Origin of the sequence: Paenilisteria newyorkensis (assembly GCF_000766145.1) — a bacterium.
In the GTDB taxonomy this organism is placed as follows: Bacteria; Bacillota; Bacilli; order Lactobacillales; family Listeriaceae; genus Listeria_A; species Listeria_A newyorkensis.
Genome location: NZ_JNFB01000003.1, coordinates 13,704 through 30,463, shown reverse-complemented (window position 1 = coordinate 30,463; position 16,760 = coordinate 13,704). Strand labels below are relative to the sequence as shown.

At 42.3% G+C, this 16,760-nt stretch carries 17 protein-coding genes; 12 read left to right on the top strand and 5 right to left on the bottom strand.

Annotation, left to right across the window (positions count from 1 at the left end):
- Positions 1–17: 17 nt before the first annotated feature.
- The 3 genes from EP58_RS01295 to EP58_RS01285 all read left to right on the top strand — a co-directional run bounded on the left by EP58_RS01295 (position 18) and on the right by EP58_RS01285 (position 3,878).
- On the top strand, positions 18–872 hold the full coding sequence (locus tag EP58_RS01295) for a MetQ/NlpA family ABC transporter substrate-binding protein (protein ID WP_036089151.1): 855 nt from the start codon (positions 18–20) through the stop codon (positions 870–872).
- A gap of 24 nt (positions 873–896) precedes the next feature.
- Positions 897–2,090 carry a M20 family metallopeptidase gene (locus tag EP58_RS01290; protein WP_036089150.1) on the top strand — a complete coding sequence of 398 codons (1,194 nt, stop codon included), beginning with the start codon at positions 897–899 and terminating at the stop codon, positions 2,088–2,090.
- Between the two features lie 150 nt (positions 2,091–2,240).
- A complete protein-coding gene (locus tag EP58_RS01285; RefSeq protein ID WP_036089148.1) occupies positions 2,241–3,878 on the top strand; it encodes a peptide ABC transporter substrate-binding protein in 1,638 nt (545 codons plus the stop codon).
- A 440-nt stretch (positions 3,879–4,318) separates the two neighbouring features.
- On the opposite strand, the gene EP58_RS01280 is transcribed toward EP58_RS01285, so the two are convergent.
- Entirely contained in the window at positions 4,319–5,515 is a 1,197-nt protein-coding gene (locus EP58_RS01280; protein WP_036089146.1) for a CynX/NimT family MFS transporter, read from the bottom strand.
- 4 nt (positions 5,516–5,519) lie between these two features.
- On the bottom strand, positions 5,520–6,200 hold the full coding sequence (locus EP58_RS01275; protein WP_036089144.1) for a FadR/GntR family transcriptional regulator: 681 nt from the start codon (positions 6,198–6,200) through the stop codon (positions 5,520–5,522).
- 181 nt (positions 6,201–6,381) lie between these two features.
- Between EP58_RS01275 and EP58_RS01270 the strand changes: the two genes are divergently transcribed.
- A complete protein-coding gene (locus EP58_RS01270; RefSeq protein ID WP_036089142.1) occupies positions 6,382–7,437 on the top strand; it encodes an AI-2E family transporter in 1,056 nt (351 codons plus the stop codon).
- 45 nt (positions 7,438–7,482) lie between these two features.
- Here the strand turns inward: EP58_RS01270 and EP58_RS01265 are convergent, their stop codons facing one another.
- Both EP58_RS01265 and EP58_RS01260 read right to left on the bottom strand, forming a co-directional pair.
- Positions 7,483–8,367 (bottom strand): alpha/beta hydrolase, encoded by an 885-nt coding sequence (locus tag EP58_RS01265; protein ID WP_036089140.1) that lies wholly within the window; start codon positions 8,365–8,367, stop codon positions 7,483–7,485.
- Positions 8,367–9,203, bottom strand: coding sequence for an alpha/beta hydrolase (locus EP58_RS01260; RefSeq protein WP_036089138.1), 837 nt, complete (start codon positions 9,201–9,203; stop codon positions 8,367–8,369). Before EP58_RS01260 ends, EP58_RS01265 begins: the two co-directional genes overlap by 1 nt.
- Positions 9,204–9,368: 165 nt before the next feature.
- On the opposite strand from EP58_RS01260, the gene EP58_RS01255 reads away from it, so the two are divergent.
- Both EP58_RS01255 and EP58_RS01250 read left to right on the top strand, forming a co-directional pair.
- A complete protein-coding gene (locus EP58_RS01255) occupies positions 9,369–9,827 on the top strand; it encodes a DUF4064 domain-containing protein (RefSeq protein WP_036089136.1) in 459 nt (152 codons plus the stop codon).
- Between the two features lie 105 nt (positions 9,828–9,932).
- On the top strand, positions 9,933–10,136 hold the full coding sequence (locus tag EP58_RS01250) for a hypothetical protein (RefSeq protein ID WP_036089134.1): 204 nt from the start codon (positions 9,933–9,935) through the stop codon (positions 10,134–10,136).
- Between the two features lie 64 nt (positions 10,137–10,200).
- Here the strand turns inward: EP58_RS01250 and EP58_RS01245 are convergent, their stop codons facing one another.
- Complete coding sequence (locus EP58_RS01245; protein WP_052164833.1) at positions 10,201–10,446, bottom strand: DUF3116 family protein; 246 nt, start codon at positions 10,444–10,446, stop codon at positions 10,201–10,203.
- 422 nt (positions 10,447–10,868) lie between these two features.
- Between EP58_RS01245 and EP58_RS01240 the strand changes: the two genes are divergently transcribed.
- The 6 genes from EP58_RS01240 to EP58_RS01215 all read left to right on the top strand — a co-directional run bounded on the left by EP58_RS01240 (position 10,869) and on the right by EP58_RS01215 (position 16,748).
- A complete protein-coding gene (locus EP58_RS01240) occupies positions 10,869–11,168 on the top strand; it encodes a lmo0954 family membrane protein (protein ID WP_036089133.1) in 300 nt (99 codons plus the stop codon).
- Positions 11,169–11,199: 31 nt separating this feature from the next.
- Positions 11,200–12,069, top strand: coding sequence for a PspA/IM30 family protein (locus tag EP58_RS01235; RefSeq protein WP_036089131.1), 870 nt, complete (start codon positions 11,200–11,202; stop codon positions 12,067–12,069).
- Positions 12,070–12,290: 221 nt separating this feature from the next.
- Positions 12,291–13,430, top strand: a complete 1,140-nt coding sequence (nagA, locus tag EP58_RS01230; protein WP_036089129.1) for an N-acetylglucosamine-6-phosphate deacetylase — start codon at positions 12,291–12,293, stop codon at positions 13,428–13,430.
- Positions 13,431–13,443: 13 nt separating this feature from the next.
- Complete coding sequence (locus EP58_RS01225) at positions 13,444–14,148, top strand: glucosamine-6-phosphate deaminase (RefSeq protein ID WP_036089128.1); 705 nt, start codon at positions 13,444–13,446, stop codon at positions 14,146–14,148.
- Positions 14,149–14,242: 94 nt separating this feature from the next.
- Positions 14,243–14,965 (top strand): GntR family transcriptional regulator, encoded by a 723-nt coding sequence (locus tag EP58_RS01220; RefSeq protein ID WP_036089126.1) that lies wholly within the window; start codon positions 14,243–14,245, stop codon positions 14,963–14,965.
- 241 nt (positions 14,966–15,206) lie between these two features.
- Positions 15,207–16,748, top strand: a complete 1,542-nt coding sequence (locus EP58_RS01215; protein WP_036089125.1) for an AcpB/EbpR/MafR family transcriptional regulator — start codon at positions 15,207–15,209, stop codon at positions 16,746–16,748.
- Positions 16,749–16,760: the final 12 nt, after the last annotated feature.

Genomic DNA, 16,760 nt, shown 5'->3' with positions numbered 1-16,760 from the left:
ATAGGGGAGTTTTTTGGATGAAGAAGTTGGTTTTAGTTTTGACGTTGGTATTGTTGGCTGTTGTTGCTACGGCTTGTGGTGGTTCAGATGAGAAGGCGCAGGGGGACGAGAAGAATTTGGTGATTGGTGTGAGTGCTGGGGATCGGACTTGGCCTGAAATTAAGCGGATTGCTGAGAAGGATGGTATTAATATCGAATTGAAAGAATTTAGTGACTATGTCTTGCCGAACCGCGCGCTTGCTGACGGGGACTTGGATGCGAATGCTTTTCAAACGGTTGCCTATTTCGATTCTTTTATTAAAGAAAATAAGCTAGATCTTGTACCGCTTGCTTCGACGGTCATTGCTCCAATGGGCGTTTATTCGAACAAAGTGAAAGACATTAAGGATATTAAAAATGGCGCTACTATCGCTGTTCCTGATGATATTACGAACTACGGCCGTGCTTTGCTTTTGCTGCAAGAGGCGGGACTTATCACGTTGGTTGATGATTTTGATGGGAACGGGTCACCAGAAGCAATCAAAGAAAATCCGAAAAAGCTCGATATTAAGCCAATGGTAGCTGGTCAAATTCCGCGCGCGCTAGACGATGTGGATGCGGCAACAATCAATAACGGTGTGGCTGTTGAGGCGAAACTGAACCCGCTGAAAGACTCGATTTTCCTAGAGTCAGATACGGCGAAACCTTATATTAACATTATTGCCGTTCGAAAAGGGGACACAGATCGCGAAGCTTTGAAAAAAATTGTGGAAATTTACCACTCCGATGACATGAAGAAATTTATCGAAAAAACATATAAAGGTAGCTCCATCCCAGCATTTATCCCGCTTGATGAGCTAGAAACGTATAAAGAAACGTGGTCAAAAAAATAAATTCGAAATACGGAGGCGTTGCACATGGTACAAGCAAAACTGACATGGTCTGAGGCCATTGAAACAAATATTGACGCGCATCAAGACTTCTATATTGAAGTAAGTCACGATATTCACGACCACCCAGAAATCGGCAACGAAGAATTCTACGCAAGCGAAAAACTGGCGACCATCCTTGAAAAAGCTGGTTTCACCGTGGAATTAGACGTAGCAGGCCACAAAACCGCTTTCCTCGCTCGTAAAAAAGCAGAGAAGCCAGGCGCTACAGTTGCCTTTTTAGCGGAATATGACGCGCTACCAGGGCTTGGACATGCATGCGGGCACAACATCATTGGCACAACGAGCGTTGCCGCAGCCATCGCACTCGCCGAAGTAATCGAGGAAACGGGTGGGGAAGTAGTCGTACTTGGAACGCCAGCCGAAGAAGGTGGACCAAATGGCAGTGCGAAAGGAAGCTTTGTGAAGCATAATCTCCTCCAAGGTATTGATGCCGCGCTCATGATTCATCCATCCAGCGACTCCGCGTTAACGACACCATCGCTTGCCGTGGACGTTTTAGAATTCGAGTTCTTCGGGAAACCAGCCCATTCCGCGGCTAACCCAGAAGATGGCATTAACGCACTGGACGGCCTTATCCAATTTTATAACGGCGTCAATGCTTTACGTCAACACGTGACCTCCGATGTGCGCATTCACGGCATTATTTTGGATGGTGGTCAAGCGCCGAATATCGTTCCAGATTACGCCCGTGCCCGTTTTTTCACGCGCGCTGACAAACGTCGCCGTCTCGATGATATCACGAAGCGCGTCATTCAAGTCGCAGAAGGTGCTGCGATTCAAACTGGTACAACGTTTAAAGTGACGAATATCCAGAATGGCGTCGATGATTTCCTGATTAATAAACAGTTCAATCGCCTGTTCGCACGTATCGCGGAGCAACTAGACGAACCGCTAATTACCGATAGTCGCGGCATTGGTTCCACAGATGCAGGAAACATTAGCCAAGTTATCCCAACCATCCACCCTTATATCAAAATTGGTTCCAGTGACCTCGTTGGGCATACCGTTGAATTCCGCGAAGCCGCAAGATCCGCTGCTGGAGACAAGGCCTTAATCAAAGGCGCCAAACTGCTCGCGCTAACCGCTTTAGAACTCTACACGAACGAAGCGCTATTAGTCGATATAAAACAAGAATACGAAGATACAAAACAAATCTAGTCTGCCAAAAAAGGAGATAGGTCAACTGCTTATCTCCTTTAACGTGATAAACATTATAAAATAATTCTATTAATTTAGAAAAAGGTATTTATTTTCGCGTCAAAATAGCGTATGATAGAAACAGTCACACAAAAAAGGGGAGTTTTACATATGAAAAAAAGATATATTATCAGCTTGATTCTAGTAGCCAGCATGTTCGTATTAGCAGCATGCGGAGGAGGAAAAGACACGGCGAGCGATGCCTCAGATAAACAAGTCTTGCGCGTCATCGAATCCACAGAAATTCCACTCATGGACACATCACTTGCAACAGACGGCGTCAGCTTCACCGCGATGAATCAAGTTTTTGAAGGGCTTTATACGCTTGATTCCAAGGACCAAATCATCCCAGCAGCAGCCGAAGCCATGCCTCAAATAAGTAAAGATCAAAAAATATACACCATCAAAATCCGCGACAACGCGAAATGGTCAGACGGATCAGATCTCACAGCCGATGACTTCATCTACGCTTGGCGCAAAGTCGTCAATCCAAAATCGGGCGCCCAGTATTCCTTTTTATACCGCGATGTCGTTGCCAATGCAAGCGATATTATCGACGGTAAAAAAGATCCAAAAGAACTCGGCGTGAAAGCACTGGATGACAAAACCATCGAAATCCAACTGACACAGGCCGTGCCGTACTTCAACTCACTACTCACATTCGGCCCGTTCTATCCACAAAAAGAGGCTTACGTGAGCAAAGAAGGGAAAGACTTTGCCAAAGATTCCGATCATTTACTTTACAACGGCCCATTCACAATGTCCGATTGGTCGGGCACAAGCAAAAGCTGGAGTTTCATCAAAAACGATAACTACTGGGATAAGAAAAACGTCAAATTAGATCGCATCGATGTCCAAGTAGCCAAAGAACCAGGCTCAGCAGTCAATCTCTACAACACAGGAAAAGTTGACCGTGCCCCATTAACAGGCGATTACGCGAGCCAATACAAAGACAATAAAGAATTCGTTGCAGAACCCGATTCCTACGTATATTGGTTAAAATTCAATCAAAAACAATCGGATGTTGCGAATGTAGAATTACGAAAAGCGATTGCAAAAGCGATTAACAAAGAAGCGCTAGCCGACACGGTCATCGCGAATGGTGCGGTACCAATTAACGGCGAAATTCCAAACGGTTTTGCCCAAAATCCGAAAACAGGCAAAGACTTCCGCGAAGATAGTGGCGATCACCTCACATATAACGTCGCAGAAGCCAAAGAACATTTTGCGAAAGCGAAGCAACAACTCGGTAAAAGCGAAATCACGCTCGAACTAGTAGGTGACGACCAAGAATTCGCGAAGAAAACCCTCGAGTTCATTCAAAGCGAGCTACAAACCAATCTCGACGGGCTCAAAATCAACTTAAAAACAGTGCCTTACAAAAACAGGCTAGCACTTGATAAGGCGCAAGATTATACGGTTCAACTTTCGCGTTGGGCACCAGCATACAAAGACCCAATGACCTACATCGCAAGTTGGCAAACAGACAACAACTACAACAATATGAGCTACTCAAGCCCAGCTTACGACAAATTGACAACCGATATTTCCACAACACTTGCGACGAATCCAGAAGCCCGTTGGCAAGCCATGCTCCAAACCGAAAAAGTGCTACTCGATGACGACGCAGCAATCGCACCATTATACCAAAACGCCACAGCCGTCCTTGAAAAACCATACGTAAAAGGCGTAGTAAAACATCTTTTCGGCGCACCATACAGCTTTAGATGGGCATATCTAGAAAAATAAATGCATAACCCAAATAAATCGGCGACAAGCGCTCGCATTGTTGGGGCTGTTCGAAATGCAATGAGTTACAGCCCCAATATGCCTAGGAGCATCGCGAATAGGCGGTCCTTCATTATATTTAGAACAAGGATGCGGTACATCTCTACGGTTCTGCTACACAAGAGCCGTTTCGCTTAACTTCTCGCATGGTCGAGGAAACTACCCTCTCCCTGCTTTCAGTCATCACATACACCAGTATGCTCCGCTTTGTTGTGGTTCTTTGAAGCAAAGCGAATTAGAACCTCAATATGCAAAAGAATGGAATGAGTTTGCCATCCTCATTCCACCAAATCCCCTGAATACAAACGCTTTCGCTCGATTTGTGTAAAGCAATATTCTCGTCTTACCCAAAAACGGGTAAGGCGATTTTGTCTTGTTTGGATATTCTACTAGCCTTTTTCCTATCTCCCAAAAACTTTCTTATCGCGCCCAGCATCCATTCCCATTACAAATAACAACAATGCAGCAACCACGATAATCGCAAGCGGCACGGTATAGCTATCCGTCAGATCATGAAGCGCACCAAACAACGTCGGGCCAGCAGCGGCGAGTAAATACCCAACCGATTGCGCCATTCCAGACAAGTCCGCAGCTTCGGTTGCCGTTGACGTCCGCAAACTAAAGAACATCATGCACACACTAAAAGCCGTCCCAGAAGCCACACCCATCATAAACACCGATGGACCAACAAGCCAGACATCACCTGCGCCAAATATTAGCCCAGCGGTTCCAACAAGCAATAACACCGTCATCATAATAACGATTGGTCGCTGCGATTTCATTTTGCTGGCAATAATCGGTACGATAAATGTAAACGGAATAATCCCGAGCTGGAATAACGATAACATGAAACCAGCCTGCGTACTCGCCATTCCTTGACTAATAAGTATCGATGGCAACCAAGCGACCATGACATAAAATAAAGTCGACTGCATCCCCATGAAAATTGTGATTTTCCAAGCTAAAGGGGACCGCCAAATACTCTGTCTAGGCTTTTGCGCTACAGCTTGAGGGAGGCTTTTCTGATTATATTTCAACTGTGGCAACCAGACTAGAAGCGCGATAATCGCGAAACCGGACCATACAACGAGTGCCCCTCGCCAACCGAATCCAGAATTCACCGCGATTGGCACACTGATGCCTGATGCCAACATCGCGCACACATTCATCGAAATCGAATACATCCCCGTCATCAATCCCATTTTAAAAGGAAACTCTTTTTTGATGAGGCTCGGTAACAGCACATTCCCAACTGCGATAGCTAGCCCGATGAGAAACGTTCCAAATAAAAGCAACGGAATCCCGCCGAACGGGCGAATGAGACTCCCCACAACCATCAAACAAGCCGCAAAAAAGACAATAAACTCCATCCCCCATCTTCGCGCCAATTTAGACACAAAAGGGGACAAGCCAGCAAAAGCAAGGAGTGGCAACGTCGTCAAAAACCCAGTCATCGTATTGGATAGCGGCAAATCCACGCGAACATAACTAAGCAATGGGCTCAGCGCGGTGATTGGAGCCCTAAGGTTTGCTGCTACAAGTAAAATGCCAATAATTAAAAAAATACGACGCCGCATTTTCCGTTTTTCCTCGTCCATTACGTCACTCTCCTTTCTTCGGTAACACAATTTGCTTAAAGTGCGAAATGTACATATCTACACAATGCACAGCCGAGGCCGCATCTTGATTTTGAATCGCTAAAATAAGATCATTATGACCAGCACCATTCGCATCATTCATTTCCGTCGTGCTCGTAATCGACATCTGAATTTCCTCAAATAAATGCGCGTACATATCAATCAAAAGGGGATTATAGGAGGCCGCAGCAATGGTTTGATGTAATTGCCAATCCGCTTCCACAAACTTCTCCAAATTATTTTCCGTCGTATATTGCAAACACTGATCGCGATATTTAGCCATCTGAGCTAAATCTTCTTCAGTTCTCCGTAAACAAGCTAATGAAACAGCCTCCCGATCAAGTGCATGCCTCACCTCTAAAATTTCCAGTACCGCAGCGCTCTGGATTCTTTTTTGTAGTACGGCGCTTAGTTCGCTTGTTGCCAGAACAAATGTCCCATCGCCTTGCTTCACTTCAAGTAGCCCGACGTGAACTAAAGCTCGGATGGCTTCGCGCAACGTATTCCGACTGACGCCAAACTGTTCCATCAAATCCGCCTCATTAGGCAAGCGATCCCCAATGCGCCAGACGCCGTTCTTAATCATCTCTTGAATCTGGCTAGAGACTTGCTCAACCAGTGATTTTTTTTGTAATTTATGTAGCATTATCGCGACACTCCTTCTAAAGGTAGGATGATTGGTTCATAGGATATGTTACAACTTTTTTACTCAAATGTAAAGCCCTGAAAGCACTCTTTTTCAAATTTTCAGTAGAATAATTAACTAAATTTTTCATGATCGGCAAAAATGTGCTAGAATATGATAAGAAGCGATAGGAGTGTGTTCTATGGAAGAACTATGGGAGAAATTTAAATTAAATACTGGATTACAACGAGTTCTTATTTTTGCGCTCCTCATTTTTGTACTCTATTTAGTGAGAAGCATGATAGACTTGATTTTATTAACATTTATCTTCACCTTTTTAATTACGCGACTAGAAAAAGTGATTTTAAGGTGGGTGAAAGTACCGCGGAAATTAATCGTTATTGTCTTGTACATATTGATTGTGATATTCTTGTATATCGCCTTTACGCATTACTTGCCGATTATCATCCAGCAAATCGTGTCCACATTCAACGGTGTTATGAAATTCTATAATAACCCCGGAAATAACGATTTTATTAAATATGTGATGAATTTATTCAACGATTCCAACGTTAAAGCGTATATCAATTCTGGTTTGAAATTCATTATTGGATCACTAAGCGGCATTGGTAGCATTGGGATTGCCTTCTTCATGGCTCTGATACTAAGCCTATTTTTCTCACTGGAACAAGAACGCGTTGTTCATTTCTCAAGCAAATTCCTAACGAGCAAAATGGGAGCTGTGTTCCGTGAAGTGGCCTATTTTGGCAAGAAGTTTGTTGGCACATTTGGCGTTGTTCTAGAAGCTCAATTTCTAATTGCCATCGTAAACACAGTGCTGACAACGATTGCCTTAATCGCGATGGGCTTCCCGCAAGTGCTGACGTTATCCATTATGGTATTCCTGCTGGGCTTGATTCCGGTTGCGGGCGTTATCATTTCGTGCATCCCGCTGTCGATTATCGCCTATTCCGTAGGTGGCCTTACAGACGTGATTGTCATCCTGATCACGATCGTCATTGTGCATTCGATTGAAACCTACATCCTCAATCCAAAACTAATGTCATCAAAAACGGATTTACCGGTTTTTTACACCTTCATCATCCTAATTTTCTCCGAGCATTTCTTCGGCGTCTGGGGCTTGATCGTCGGTATTCCAGTCGTTGTATTCCTATTCGATGTATTAGGTGTACGCGGAAATGAAGCCGAAATAAAAAGCCGCAGTTTCTGGGGCTTCAAAAAGAAGAAAGCGAAATAAGAAGAGGCGCCGCATCCGGTATCATTGGACGCAGCGCCTTTTTGTTTAGGACCAGAGAAATTGTTTCACAGCCTTATCAACCTCTTTGTTTTCATGTAGTTTACTATGTTGCGCCTTACTTCCAGTGAACACTAGCTCTTTATAACTAGCAACCTGATCAAAAATAAATTTACCAGATAACGCGCTGGCTAGCGAGACGCTCGTATCACTTTTCGTACCATCCTGCACATCCCCAGCAATATTCAAAACTTCCAGCGTAGCAGGTAGTGCTTTTTTATTCGTCATAAAATTTTGATACCGTTCCGTTTTCGTTTCAGGACCATTCGCCGTTAAGTCATACGCCGTTTTGCCATCTTCACCAATGACCAGCCCGTTAAAAGGAGCTCCGATCGCGACCAGCTTTGTCACCGTTGGAAAATCGTCTCTGTCACTGCCTTCTTCCAAATAACTCGCCCAGTCAACGCCACCCATTGAGTGACCAACGACATTCACAGTAGGAATATGATACTCATTTTTGAGTGTCCGCATTACATTTTGCAACCAGATCGTTTGATTGGTCAAAGAACTCTTATTATCTTCAAACAGGATCTGAATCAGCGGTTTTGTCGCAAACTTATCCCAGTCACCAGTCGCTTTCACATTGCCTTCCGGTGAGACGGAAAGAACGAGGGAACGTGTAGCATCCCCATTTCTAGCGAGCCGATCCATCATGTGCCCCATCGAGTTCTTCGTTCCCGAATAACCGTGTAAGAATAATGTTGGTGTATCGATACTTTTTACTTTTACCGCCGCGTCTTTTGTGGCCGTTTTCTTCACCGAATTATCCGTTGTTTGAGGCTTCTTTTCCGCTGCATCATGCGTGGCGAAGATAAAACCAAATCCCACAGCAAAGACCGCTAAAACAGTAAATACGATTAAAATCTTCTTCATTATTTCGTCGACTCCTTAAATCCCCATAAAAATTTCGCGACATATTCATCCACTACTGGTAATTCATGCATGTTACTATGTTTGGCCGTTGGACCCGTCAGTGTATGCGCCTCTACATATTGATTCGCAAACAGCTTTTTACCATACATCACGCTATCAATTTTGACCTCGCCATCACTGTTCGAGCCATCTTCCAAATTACCACCAATAATCATAATACGCGTCGTAGTCTTAAGCTTCTGTTCCATCTGCTTGGCAAACTTTGTGTGAATTGCACTCGCGTTTTGCAAATCCACTTCCTGGTCGCCATTCACATACTCTTCCGGATAAAATGGAACCGCCAAAAAGACAATCTTCTCGACCTCAGGATAATCAGGGTTATTCGCGTAAGAAGCTAGATAAGAAACCCAAGCGCCACCACCCATCGAATGCCCAACCGCATTAAATTTGGTCACATCATAATGGTCTTCCAAATAACGCATCACTTTTTTCGTCCACAAGGATTGTTGCGTCACCGTCGCTCGATTATCAGCAAAAACAATATTAATAAGTGGGTTATCCGCTTGCTTGCCATTATAGGCTCCCTTTACAGAAATATCACCAGTGGGGCTAACCTTGACCGTTAAAGCATCCGTGGCCCAATCATATTTCTGGTCGAAACGACGAATCATCCCATGGAGCGATCGATCCGTCCCGCGATACCCATGAATAAAAATGGTCGGTGTCGCACTTTGATTCACCTCACGATGCGTTCCGTTCAATTGCAGTAATAGTAGTACGGAAGCCGCAACAAAAATAGCTGATAACAGTCCCATCCATAAACTTTTTTTCCACATAGGCCAAATCCTCTTTTCTAAAATAACAACATCTTTATAAAGTATACAAGGTTTTTCGGAAAAACGCATCTTCTATCCTATAAAAAAGACATCTTTATTTTTACACCGGAATGTATTTATAGTATACTAAAAACAAACACGTAAGAAATGAGGGAGTAGAATAATATGATTAAACGTACAGCAGAGGTTGTTTTAGCTGTCATCGGTATGCTTTTCGGATTAGTAACCTTAGTTGGTTTTACAGCGATCGGCTTTATTTTAGACAGTGCAGCCAGTACAAAAGAGGGTGTAGATTCTTTCACGAGAAGCTATTACCAAAGTTTAGAGGAATCAGGAATTGCTGTAGCAGATGTCCCAAGTGCCAAGCAAATCCTTGATATGGTGCATACATACGCCATTTTAGCACTCATCGCAACGATTGTTTTCACTGTCTTGCTGATTATTGGCTTGATTTGTATTACGGGGAATAAGAAACCTGTACTTGCCGGATTTATGTTCTTGATTGCAGGTATTATTGTAACTATCGGCGGCTTTGTCGTTGCTGGATTCGTGCCTGGATTATTGCTCGTTATTGCAGCAATTCTAAGCTTCGTCCGCAAGCCAAAAGATCCATTCATAGCCTAGAATACGATTCATTTTTGTAAACCGTGTCTCTCGTAGATGCGGTTTATTTTCATATAGAGTGGGAAAAGGAAGAAGGATAGCGATGAGGAAGGGGAGGTGCACAGCATGAAAGAGAAGAATTGGGTGTTGCTCGGAACGGCAATAGGCGCGATTGGCGGTATTATCGCCTATGTATTATGGAACCAAAAAACAATAGAGTCATTTGAGGACGGAAAAGAAGCGCTTGATTTGGAGGAAAACAATATGATTTCAGAAGGCGCGATGACAAGCATTGCGTATGAAAATAGGAGACAGGCGCTAACAAAATAGCGTACTATGGCCTACCGCTAAGCATCTTCACTTACGCGGTAGGCTTTTTTTCATCTCGGCATGTCTAATCTTTTTCTATGAGTCGTTTCCCTTTCGGTGTAATTTGGTAGGTTATATCTTCCAAATGATATACTCGAAACACATAACCATAACTTTCCAACGTATAGAGGACAACCAAAATTATATCTTTGCTAAGGTTTGTTTTTCTCTCTATCTGAGTACTTGCTTTGTTGAAGTTTGTTAATGACAGACCGCCATCATCTAGATGCTTTAAAATAGTAGTCAGATGTTTATTTATATCTCGCTTCATTTTCCCCTTCACCTCTGTTTCTGTTCATCCCACTCGTGCAATATCCTCTATCCATATCCGTCAAAAAGTCTGTCTTGTAATAAAACTAACAATCACCCCCGATACTTAGAGAATCAATAAGTTCATTGATTTATCACCCCCATTTCGAGTATAACCTTTGTAAAGAAAAAAAAAAAATCAGAATCGATAGAAAGTGTATCGAACGAATCAAAAGAGTTAATTTACTAACTAAAATGGTGGAAGAGGAGCTAGTAAGTTAGGGCTATATTTGGTATAGTTAAGAGGATATCGTATACATAATATGTAGCAATGGCGAAGATGAGTAGGACTCTAGTTGTAGTGAAAGTTCAAACCCGAGTAGCTTACTGAAATGCGGAATCTATTTTATGATAGTTGTATAGTAAAGCAAGGAGGACATAATCATGAGAGGAATTATTATTGGAGTATTAGTCGCAGCACTTATTATTGCCATCATTGTTTTCCTTTGGCCCGCGATTATGGCGGCGCTTGGAGCTGCACTTGGTTATTGGGCTTTAAGACAATTTATGATAGCAAACAGTACAGGCGAGAAGATTCTGTACGGCGTACTTATCGGTGTGGGCGCCTTAATCATTTTATCTAATTTGCACGGCGTTCTCACAGTAGCCATTGTCGTAGCATTGATTTATTTCTTAACAAAGAATAAGCGCAAAACCACAAACACGAATACATTTGATTACTAAATAGATACTAAACAAATTGGAGGAAAAAACAATGACAAACTTTTTTAATAAATTCAAACAAGCAGTGAATAACGACTGGGACGCAATGAAAGAGAAACGTGAAGAGAAGAAACGTAATTCCGTATCCTATTATATGGACCAAACGAAGAAAGAAATGAAGGATATCGAGCGTGCCGTTGACAAACAACGCGAGCTGAAATCTTTATTCTATAAAGAGTGCACAGAAATCGAAAAATACATCGAAAAACGCGAATATCAAGCAGGAATCGCGGAAGAAGCTGGCGAAACAAAATTAGCGAACTTTGCAAAAGAAGAAGTAGCGCAATATAAAGAGCAGTTGGCAACAACACAAAGCCACTACGACAACGCTTCTGAGCAATTAGAGAAGCTAGAATTAAAAATGCACGAAATGCGCTTGAAATGGAAAAACCTAAAAACACAACATTTAGCCGAAACAGCTGAAAAAAATGCAGCCGAAACAGCTGAAAAAATGGATAAAGTCATCCACGATATGAGCTGGGGCAGTGTAACAGACTATCATGAAGCACAAAAACAACGCGACCTTGCTAATACGGCTAAAAAACAAGCGGATATGACAAGCGAATTATCGCAAACGTTTGATGAATTAATGGCTGAATTAGAGAAGAAAACAGCAAAAGGTAAAGAAGCAATCAAAGGAAAAACACAAGATTTCACGCAAATGGTCGATGAAATTATCGAGCGTGAGAAACAAAACTTCAAGAAAAAAGACAATGCTTCGATGGAAGAAATGTTAGAGGACTTGGAGCGTGACGCGAAGAAGCAAGCGAAGGAAGATAAGCCTGAAGAAGAAAAAGAAGTCCTTATTCCTGAACTTGAAAAGAAAGACGTACCAAACGAAGATAAAAAAGAGCAAGAATAAATAATCACACGAAGATACAGCCTTTCTCGAATTGGAGAAGTGCTGTATCTTTTTTATTATACATTTTTGGCTTGAAAACAGTGGATTGTGTTTCTTATTTTCACCATGTGAACGCATAATTATTAGAATCAGGGGTAAAGAAAGAACGTAAAGAGGTTGCATTTTTTTTAATAAGTTGTATAATAATTGGTATAGACCAGTTATAGAAGGGATGTTTTTTAATGACTTCAAAAGTAATCAAGAACGCAGTAGTATACACAGGCGATTCCGTTATCGAGGAAGGTTTTGTGCGATTCGATAAGACTGTGCGTGAAGTTGGCCCGATGACAAGCTATCAAGAAGTGGCAGGCGAAGAAGTTGTAGACGCCAAAGGTCAGAAGTTAGTACCAGGATTTATCGATGTTCATTCGCACGGTGGCTTTGGTTTCGACGCGATGGATGCCGACCCTGTGAAATTAAAAAAACAAGTACAAGGTATGCTGAACGAAGGAATTACCACGTATTTCCCAACGACGATGACGCAATCTAGTGAAAACATTGAGAACGCGTTGAAAGTCATTGACGAGGTAGCGAAAGACGAGCCTTTAATCGGCGGCATTCATTTGGAAGGTCCTTTTGTGTCGCCTGTATTTAAAGGTGCTCAGCCAGAAGAATATATTACCGCGCCTGACTTGGAACTTTTCAAAAAATGGTTTAAGGCAAGTGGGGAACGGATTAAATTGGTGACATATGCGCCAGAACACAGCACGTCACCAGCTTTTGAGGATCTTTGTATCGAACTTGGTGTTGTGCCGTCTGTGGGTCATTCTAATGCGGTTCGTGCGGAGTTGATTCACAGTAAGGCGAGCCATGCGACTCATATGTACAATGCGTGTCGTCCGCTACATCACCGCGAACCAGGCGTTGTCGGGCACGTTATGCTGGAACCGAGCATTCATGCCGAGTTGATCGTGGATGGCATTCACGTGCATCCTGACATGATTAAACTGGCATACAATGTGAAGGGTCCGAAACGTATCAATATTATTACGGATGCAATGCGTGCAAAAGGAATGCCGGACGGTGACTATGAATTAGGTGGTCAAAAAGTATTTGTGAAGGATCGCCAAGCGCGTTTGGAAGATGGAACGCTTGCTGGAAGTGTCTTAACGTATGATGATGCTTTCCGTAACATGGTGAAATTTACTGGCTGTTCGATTGAGGATGCTGTATTGATGTCTTCGGTGAACCAAGCAGAAGAATTTAAATTAGATTCAAAAGGCGGTATTGCAGTAGATAAAGATGCTGACTTTAATCTTTTGAATGATGCGCTTGAAATTCAAGCAACCTATTCATTCGGGAAAAAACATAGCAAACAATAGGAGGAAATAAGTCATGAATATTATTGTCAAAGAGTCAAAAGCAGAAGCGTCAAAAGAAGCTTTTCAACTGATTGAGAAAGCCATTAAAGCTGGTGAAGCAAAAACGTTAGGTCTTGCAACAGGAAGCACGCCAACGGATTTATATAAAGAGTTTGTGGCTAGTGATGTGGATACATCGAACTTGGTTTCTGTGAATTTGGACGAATATGTTGGTCTTTCAGCAGAAGACCCAAATAGCTACCATTTCTATATGAATGAGGCGTTGTTCTCGAAAAAGCCGTTTAAAGAAAGCTATTTGCCAGACGGTTTGGCGGAAGATGGGGAAGCTGAATGTGCACGTTACGAGCAAGTTTTGGCAGATCACCCAATTGATATTCAAGTATTGGGAATCGGTACGAATGCGCATATCGGTTTTAACGAACCAGGAACGCCATTTGAAACGCCAACGCATAAAGTTTTGCTAACGGAATCAACACGCGAATCAAACAAGATTTATTTTGAGCGCGAAGAAGATGTACCGACACATGCATATTCGATGGGAATCAAGTCGATTATGGGCGCTAAAAAGATTATTTTACTGGCATTTGGCGAAAGCAAAGCACAAGCGATTAAAGACACGGTGGAAGGCAAAGTGGACGTAAGTATCCCAGCCTCTGTCTTGCAAAACCACCCAGACGTGACGATTGTTGTAGATAAAGCCGCAGCATCTTTATTATAAGGAATAAAAAAGCACCAAGCTAAATCGTTCTAGGAATGGCGTAGCTTGGTGTTGTATGTTATAATTCACTTCTACAAAAAAGAAGGTGTAAATGATGATAGATAAGTCGTCGGGGATTCCGATCTATATTCAAATTCAAGGTGAGATTAAGCAGAAAATTGAAGATGGTACGTGGCAAGTTGGGAAAGCAATTCCAGCGGAGCGGCAGTTAGCGGAGATGTTTCATGTGAGCCGAATGACGGTTCGCCAGGCGATTCAAGGGCTTGTAGATGATACCATTTTGCAACGTCGGGTTGGTGCTGGGACCTATATCGCGGAGAAAAAGATGACAGAACATTTAGAAGCGGTGACCAGTTTCACGAATTTAATGATACACGAGGGAAAAACGCCATCATCGCGGATTGTTTCTTACGGCATCAGACCTGCAAGTACGCAGGAACGTGAGGCGCTACAATTACCGGAAAATAGCAATGTGATGCGGATTGAACGGATACGTTACGGTGATAAAATACCGATTTTATTTGAAGTCGTTGTTGTCCCAGAAAATATTGCGTCGTTGTTGAATAAAGAAGATATCATGGATTCGCTTTATGAGGCTATTTTAACGAAGCTGGGTCAAAATATTGGGGAAGCCGAGCAGATTATGGAGGCAGCACTCGTTTCTGAAAAAGTCGCGCCGTATTTGGATGTGAAACTCGGTTCACCGGTGATGAAATTACGCCAAATTACGTTTTTACAAGATGGTAGACCATTTGAATTTACGCGTTCGCAATATGTTGGAAATCGTTTTCAATTTGTAGCGAGAGTGAAGCAATAACAGAACTGGAATAGTGGAGACGGGAAACGGTGTCTCTGCTATTCCAGTTTTATTTTGCCTTTTTTTATGGTATAAAGAAGGGGACGATTGTAAGAGATATTGAATTATCAACTAGTTGCAGGTGTCTGGGGTTACTTCACTAGCCACAAAGTATAGCTTTATTCCAAAATGAAGAAAAAAAAGTTATTGAAAAACATACCTAAAAAATGAAATAATAAGGTTCTTGCGAGGAGGAGAAAAAATGAACAAACTATATTTAGACTTGCTGACAGATAAAAAGAATAAGCGATTAGTTATTTTGTTAGACTATCTTGTAAAGTCTCGCCATCCAAGCACAATCGAGGAATTAGCAGATGTGGTCAATGTCAGTATAAAAACGCTGAAAAAGGATTTGGAAATTTTAGAAGATGTGTTTCCAGAGGGTGTATGGCTCGCCAATATTGGGAATAAGAGTATTTTACTGGAATGGAAAGCGACTTTTTCTATCAGTGATTTTATTCAAAGCTTTATTGGGAATAGTCCGCTGTTTCAAATTCTGGATGCGATGTTTCGCGGGGAGCATTTTTCGGTGGCGCAGTGGAGTGAGAAGCTTTGGATTTCGGAAATGACGTTGCGTCGTTACACGAATACACTTGTGAAAATTATTAAGCCGTATAAGCTGCATTTGGAAACGGCTCCGCTGCAACTTGGCGGCAAGGAAAGTGATATTCGTTGTTTTTATTTTAGTTATTTGAATCAGCGGAAACAAACGGATGTGATGTCTACGAGTGCCGAGGATAAGAAAGTGATTTCGCTATTTTATAAAAAAATATTGGAAAAAGCGGAAAAACGTTTAAATCGTGTCTTGCACTTGGATTATCATCGCGTGGTATCTTGGCTGGGTGTCATTACGCAGAGGCTTGAAAATGGAAACTATATCAAACTCAGTCCTGCGTTGAAAGAGGAGATTACGCAGAAAAAAAGTTTTCAGATTTTCCAGCAGTTATATACGGATGAGTTGATGGCGAATTTTGAGTTTGTCAATATTCCAGAGGATGAGATGGTGTATGCGTACATTATTTGTTTGGATAGTGTTGTTTATAAGCTGAATGATGGGAAGCACTTTCGGATGCGCCGGGATAATGCGTGCGTGAAAATATATGAGGATTTGTTTGAGGAGCGGCATTTGAAGCATTTGGGAATACCGGACGGGAAGCTGGAACATGCACGTACGAGCTTCATTGCTTTTACGGAAAATCTCGTGTTACTTACTCAAATAACGGCTGTATTTCAGAAAAATTCCTACGAGTTAAATGTATATACGAAATCAGAATATCCGTACACGTATCGATACTGGCTGAATCAATTAACGCAAAATGAACATGTGAAAGATTTGCCAATCGCCTATCGTGAGGATGTTGCTGTGAGTTTAACGATGCTGACATGTGCGTATCGCGGGGAAGAGAACTATCGAAATAAGAAGATATTATTTTCGTTTTCTGGGGAATCGACATATATGAATTACTTGATGACGCGTGTGAGACAACATATTCCGCACGGTGTAAAGTATGATTTCTTGTTTAATGAAGAGGTGACGGAAGCGGCGATTCAGGAGCGTGGCGTGGATATATTTTTGCATAATTATGATATTGATGAAAGCCTGAATAATTGTTTATCGTTGCGGATTTCACCTTTTCCGACGGTTCGGGAGTTGGAATTTATTAATAAGCTGATTGTGGATATGCCTTCTGATATTATGCATATGACGTATGATGCTTACAGCGAGAACTTGATTACAGGATAAGATAACGGAGGA

Coding starts and splice junctions, on each gene's coding strand:
- EP58_RS01285 (WP_036089148.1), top strand. CDS start 2,241: ATGAAAAAAAGATATATTATCAGCTTGATTCTAGTAGCCAGCATGTTC.
- EP58_RS01250 (WP_036089134.1), top strand. CDS start 9,933: ATGAAAGAGAAGAATTGGGTGTTGCTCGGAACGGCAATAGGCGCGATT.
- EP58_RS01225 (WP_036089128.1), top strand. CDS start 13,444: ATGAATATTATTGTCAAAGAGTCAAAAGCAGAAGCGTCAAAAGAAGCT.
- EP58_RS01220 (WP_036089126.1), top strand. CDS start 14,243: ATGATAGATAAGTCGTCGGGGATTCCGATCTATATTCAAATTCAAGGT.
- EP58_RS01280 (WP_036089146.1), bottom strand. CDS start 5,515: ATGGACGAGGAAAAACGGAAAATGCGGCGTCGTATTTTTTTAATTATT.
- EP58_RS01290 (WP_036089150.1), top strand. CDS start 897: ATGGTACAAGCAAAACTGACATGGTCTGAGGCCATTGAAACAAATATT.
- EP58_RS01260 (WP_036089138.1), bottom strand. CDS start 9,203: ATGTGGAAAAAAAGTTTATGGATGGGACTGTTATCAGCTATTTTTGTT.
- EP58_RS01265 (WP_036089140.1), bottom strand. CDS start 8,367: ATGAAGAAGATTTTAATCGTATTTACTGTTTTAGCGGTCTTTGCTGTG.
- nagA (WP_036089129.1), top strand. CDS start 12,291: ATGACTTCAAAAGTAATCAAGAACGCAGTAGTATACACAGGCGATTCC.
- EP58_RS01275 (WP_036089144.1), bottom strand. CDS start 6,200: ATGCTACATAAATTACAAAAAAAATCACTGGTTGAGCAAGTCTCTAGC.
- EP58_RS01295 (WP_036089151.1), top strand. CDS start 18: ATGAAGAAGTTGGTTTTAGTTTTGACGTTGGTATTGTTGGCTGTTGTT.
- EP58_RS01240 (WP_036089133.1), top strand. CDS start 10,869: ATGAGAGGAATTATTATTGGAGTATTAGTCGCAGCACTTATTATTGCC.
- EP58_RS01245 (WP_052164833.1), bottom strand. CDS start 10,446: ATGAAGCGAGATATAAATAAACATCTGACTACTATTTTAAAGCATCTA.
- EP58_RS01235 (WP_036089131.1), top strand. CDS start 11,200: ATGACAAACTTTTTTAATAAATTCAAACAAGCAGTGAATAACGACTGG.
- EP58_RS01255 (WP_036089136.1), top strand. CDS start 9,369: ATGATTAAACGTACAGCAGAGGTTGTTTTAGCTGTCATCGGTATGCTT.
- EP58_RS01215 (WP_036089125.1), top strand. CDS start 15,207: ATGAACAAACTATATTTAGACTTGCTGACAGATAAAAAGAATAAGCGA.
- EP58_RS01270 (WP_036089142.1), top strand. CDS start 6,382: ATGGAAGAACTATGGGAGAAATTTAAATTAAATACTGGATTACAACGA.